The following is a 5,113-nucleotide window of genomic DNA, read 5'->3' as shown; positions in this document are numbered from 1 at the left end:
CTTACCCGACTAAATAAGCTGTCTACATAGGCAGCTTATTTTATTTTTTGCTTAGCGTGGGGTTTTTCCGAAATGCTGGCGATACCCCATGCCCATCAAGCTAACATTTTGAAGTGCCCCCAAAACGAAAATTTGGTCTTTTCATAGATGCCCATGAGAATTCAGCCCATTTTTTTGTTTTGGGAACATTTAATTTCTTAAGTTGATAGCAATGTGGAGGCCCCCCCTATATATAGATAAAAGCTTATACAAAATAGAAACAGACAAAAATTACACACTAGGCATTATTAAAAAAACGCTCTCATATTTGCGAGGACGCTTTTTTAACTTTTGAATGATATTTGCAAATGTTCGAAAATCTCTTTGAATGGACTATCTTCTTCAGAACGGTACAAAGCATATAGTGGACGATGATATCGATTAGATAGTTCGATAAAAGGGACGGATTCGGGTAACCCTTTCCTGGATAAAATGGTTTTTCCAATGCCTTTCTTAAGCAAATTCATAATTATTTCATTATTATTCACTTCAATAAACTGTGCGTTGATATTTTGTTCTGCAATATAGAGCTCATTGAAAAAATGAACACCAGAGTGTTTTTCCCGCATGAGCCAGATCGGGCTATCGATATTACCAGCAAATACAAGTTCATCCGTACAAAGTGTTACTTTTTGAAGTGGATGTGTATCAATTGGTTTTTCAATTAACCCAATGTCAAATTTATGCTTCGTTACGAGGCTAGCAACTTGCTCAGAGTTCTCCATATGAATCGAGAAATCGACATATGGAAACGCCTCAATTAATGCTGACATAATTGAGGGTAAATAATGCACACCAATCGTATTAGAGCATCCGATTAAACAACGAATACGTTTTGGTTGATCTTGCAATTGTTCTACTGTATGTTTCCAGGCATCTACTGCTTGGAGAGCATATTCATAAAAGGTATGCGCAGCTTCAGTCGGTGTGATACTTTTTGGTCCTTTACGAATAAAAAAAGTGGTGTTAAGTCGCTGTTCCAGCTGTTTAATTTTCGTTGAAATTGTCGGCTGTGAAATAAACAATATTTCGGAAGCACGTGTGAAGTTGCGTTGTTCATATATTTTTATAAAAATTTTCAAGGTTTCAATCAATTCAATAACCCCTTTATTATTCGATTTTCAAATAATTATAATTGAAATTATGTATTTTTAAAATGTTTTTTGCGAGAGTATACTAAAATCACAAAGGGGAGATATTCAATGATTAAAAAATTACAGTGCATTCCGATTCCGATAAGTGGATTGATTTTAGCCTTATTCTCAGTAGCAAAATTGCAATTTAGCTTCCATGTTAATGGGCTTGCCTATATGATGATAACACTTGGATTTGTTTTTTTAGTAGGCATGATTTGCAAGATTGTTTTCACACCAAAACAAGTATTACAAGATTTAAAAAACCCAATCATCGCCGCTGTATCACCAACATTTACAATGGCTGTTATGGTACTCTGTAGTATCTTTATGGCACAAAGCGTCATTTGGGAAATCATTTGGGGCATCGCGGCCAGCATTCATTTTATATTAATGATTTACTTTACGTATCATTTTATTATAAAAAGCAGAGTTAAAATGACTCATATTTATCCAAGCTGGTTCATTATGTATGTTGGAATGGCTATTATGCCATTAACTGCTGGTAGCCTTGCATCATCGATGACAACTGTCGTATTTTGGGCATCGATTGTATCATATACTATTTTATTACCAATCGTGTGGATTCGTATTTTTTTAATGTGCAACTTAGAAATGCCAACACTACCTCTTATTACAATTTTATGTGCGCCTGGCTCACTGTCACTAGCAGCATATGTAGCCCATTTTCATATAAAATCACTGGGCCTTGTTTGGGCATTACTGATTCTTTCACAATTCTTATATGTCATTGTACTATGCCAGTTGCCTAAATTATTACGTTTGTCATTTTATCCAAGTTATGCGGCCTTTACATTCCCGCTTGTAATTTGTGCAACAGCTTTAACAAATACATTAAAATACTTAGGTTATTACGGTACATTTGGGTATACACTCAGCATCATTGAAACAATGATTGCGAGCACTATGGTGATTTATGTGGCGATTCGTTATAGTATCTTTTTAATTCAACAAATCAGACCGAAACAAGCAATAGAATTACAGGTCTAATATTTTATTAAATAGCAATTTCCGCTCATGGGAATTGCTATTTTTAATTCTAATGCAAAAGCTTTAAAGCACTTACAGGGTTTCTTTGCCCATCCCCGAAAAAGGGGAATAAGACAGAAAACACCAATTAATAAACAACCAACGAAACAAAAAGGTAGAAGATTTATATTGGGGGTATGTGTACATGCCCATCAACTTAAGAATTTGCTTTACCCCATGCCCATCAAGCTAAGATTTTAAAGTATCCCCTAAACGGAAATTCTATATTTTTTATAGTACAAAAGTTTAATTTTATCATTTTGGGGAAGAATGTATTTCTTAAGTTGATAGCGATGTGGTGCTACCCCATCGCTATCAAGCTAAGTTTTTGATATACCCCCTAAATAAAATTTTTCTTTTTCTACAGGTAATTTCTTTGAAAAATCAGGTTGTTTTTTTAGTTAATGAGGGATGTGGTGGTATCTTGCTATTTAGATATGCAATTTGGCATAATTTATTCTACGATAATATATAATCTGTATATTTGCATTAAATGAATAACGAGGGATGATTAATGAAGAAACAGTCTCAATATATGTATCATTTAATTATTAGTATAATAGCACTTTTAGCTATACTATTTCTGTTTTTTGGAAATTATAAAAGTACTATTTTTAAGTACTCACTTATCTTTATATGTTTAATTAATATGATAATAAATTCCCTTTCTTATTATAAAAAAAGAAATAGTTAGTTCTCCATAAAATTAAAAAAACGCTATCCTCTCCTATGATTCTACAGAAAGAATAGCGTATTTTTTCTTTTTATGAATACATTTTTTTAGCTTGATAGCGATGAGAGCTACCCCTAATTGGTAATTCAGATACTTGGGGAAAAAAGGGGTATTTTGATGTGGCTTTTAAATATTTATCGAAAGAAACTATAAAGATAGAATAAGGGCGCTATCTAATTTTATTAATTACATAGTAGGGATACCGCAAGCATTTTTGCCCCCCCACGCTAAGAGCAGGCAGGATTTTATACAGTTTTTCGGCTAACCAGTAACAAAGGAGAACCCTAAAACCGTGGGTAGGAATGCATAAAAAATGACTAGAGTAAAAAAGTGAATTTATTGTGAAAGTAGGGATTTGTCTTTTTCTTTCTATCTATAATAATGCGTTATGTTGATGGGACATGTATAGGATATTCATTGCTATTCCTTCAAAATGTTGGTGTTACATGTATAGGATATTCATTGCTATTCCTTCAAAATGTTGGTGTTACATCATATTAAAATAACTCCTAAATTAAGTATTGAAATTCTCTAAATCTCGATGTATTATATTCTTGTATTTTCTCACTTTGCGAAGCCGAGAAAACATCATCACTTCTGAAAGAACCCGAACTCCAGCGGGCTCTTTTGATTTACTTGAACTTATTTTTGAATCATTGTATTATATTTTCGGGTCTTACTTATTTAAATCATTATCAGGAGAATCTGCAGATTTGCAGGTTCTTTTTTTATTTTACCGAAAGTAAACTTTCACCAGTAGTTTGCTTTCATACTATTGATTTTTATACGTGTTTGGTAAAAAATCAATGAATTGCAAAAAATACTATATCGAAATCTAGTTGGGTATAGTAATGTGCATATAAAAGATCCCACTTTGCTATATCCCCCAAAAAGAGTAATAAAAATCTATATTTTTTTAATTCAGTTGCAAACTTCAAAACATCTTTTAAAAAGCAATGCATGTAAATACACATTATATTTTATTCCATAACTCTCTAACTTTTGTTCACGATAGTCTGATATTGAAAAAAATAAAATATTTGGTACGACATCACTTTGTTTATATATAGTTTTGTAATTAAACTATAATATTATATTTTTTCTGCATTATTGAAATTAGTAATAATAAAATGTATTATTGAAAAGCACAATTTATAATTCAAGTAATCAAGACAATGTAACCATTATAATTTGAACATTCAGAAATTATAATATTATCTAAAAATGAGGTGTAATTCATAGAAACAGTACATATTAAATGGCATGGAATGTATAGCATAAATGATTTTTATAATAGGGAAGAAGCTTCTAAGAAGGGGATATTTGCAATCTCTAGAGTATATGCTAAGAAGGTAACACTGCTCTATATAGGACAAACCAAAAGAAGCTTTATACAAAAGATAAGGGAACTTAATAAGGAATGGCTTTGTGATGAGAGCGAATTAAGGATTACACTAGGAATAATAGAATTTCCTAGTGGTGAAATTTACTCTGAAAAGAAGGTAAAAGAGATAAAATCCCTTTTGATTTTACGACATACCCCATTAGAAAACGAAACATCTTTATTATACCATAGAGGGAAATTTAATTTAAAAATTATAAATAAGGGAAGAAGAGGTTTAATTGTTAAAAAGCTTTCTACAGGAGATTTAATGTGGACGTAATTGGAATCACCTTTGAATAAAATTGAAGATTTCTTAAGTGCAGAAGCTTATCAATTTTTAATGTATTAAACTATTTTGAATAACATATGTCAGATGCTTGAAAAACACAAATTTTATTATGATATAAAATCCTGTATGGAAAGTGTAGTTTATTTCTATCATTTAATAAAAATATTAAGAATTATAGGAATAATGCATAAAGAGTAGAGGAGAAAGTAAACACGGAGGTTTGAGGAATGGGACAAGTAAGCAGATTTCAGGAAAAACAACAGAATCGTCGTCAAAAGGCAATTTTTAATATTGCATTTACTTTGGTATTAGTGACAGTTGGTATAGTGACATACCAATTGTTTATTCCTTCTAATACATCAACGAAAGCAATTGCTCAAGAAAAGAAAGCAACAAAGATAGAAGAAAAGCAAACTGAAGATAAAGAAACATCAAAGATAGAAGAAAAGCAAACTGAAGATAAAGAAGCAACAAAGGTAGAAGAG

Annotated in this window: 3 protein-coding genes and 1 pseudogene; 3 read left to right on the top strand and 1 reads right to left on the bottom strand. The window is 31.6% G+C overall.

Going from position 1 to position 5,113, the window contains the following annotated elements:
* Positions 1 to 323: 323 nt before the first annotated feature.
* Positions 324 to 1,133, bottom strand: a complete 810-nt coding sequence (locus COK05_RS30350; protein WP_098615480.1) for a LysR family transcriptional regulator — start codon at positions 1,131 to 1,133, stop codon at positions 324 to 326.
* A gap of 108 nt (positions 1,134 to 1,241) precedes the next feature.
* On the opposite strand from COK05_RS30350, the gene COK05_RS30345 reads away from it, so the two are divergent.
* The 3 genes and pseudogenes from COK05_RS30345 to COK05_RS30330 form a co-directional block, all read left to right on the top strand.
* A complete protein-coding gene (locus COK05_RS30345; protein ID WP_098615479.1) occupies positions 1,242 to 2,183 on the top strand; it encodes a TDT family transporter in 942 nt (313 codons plus the stop codon).
* A gap of 2,040 nt (positions 2,184 to 4,223) precedes the next feature.
* On the top strand, positions 4,224 to 4,619 hold the full coding sequence (locus tag COK05_RS30335) for a sodium:proton symporter (protein WP_098615478.1): 396 nt from the start codon (positions 4,224 to 4,226) through the stop codon (positions 4,617 to 4,619).
* 236 nt (positions 4,620 to 4,855) lie between these two features.
* Positions 4,856 to 5,113: pseudogene (locus COK05_RS30330) on the top strand (DUF1510 family protein); the annotation flags it as partial.

This window comes from Bacillus cereus (assembly GCF_002567495.1).
GTDB lineage: Bacteria > Bacillota > Bacilli > Bacillales > Bacillaceae_G > Bacillus_A > Bacillus_A cereus_AQ.
Note: the sequence above shows the minus strand (reverse complement) of the source record. Positions and strands in the feature narration are given on the sequence as shown.

Bases quoted from the DNA above. Each gene is read 5' to 3' on its own strand.
- COK05_RS30335 (WP_098615478.1), top strand. From the start codon at position 4,224: ATGTATAGCATAAATGATTTTTATAATAGGGAAGAAGCTTCTAAGAAG.
- COK05_RS30345 (WP_098615479.1), top strand. From the start codon at position 1,242: ATGATTAAAAAATTACAGTGCATTCCGATTCCGATAAGTGGATTGATT.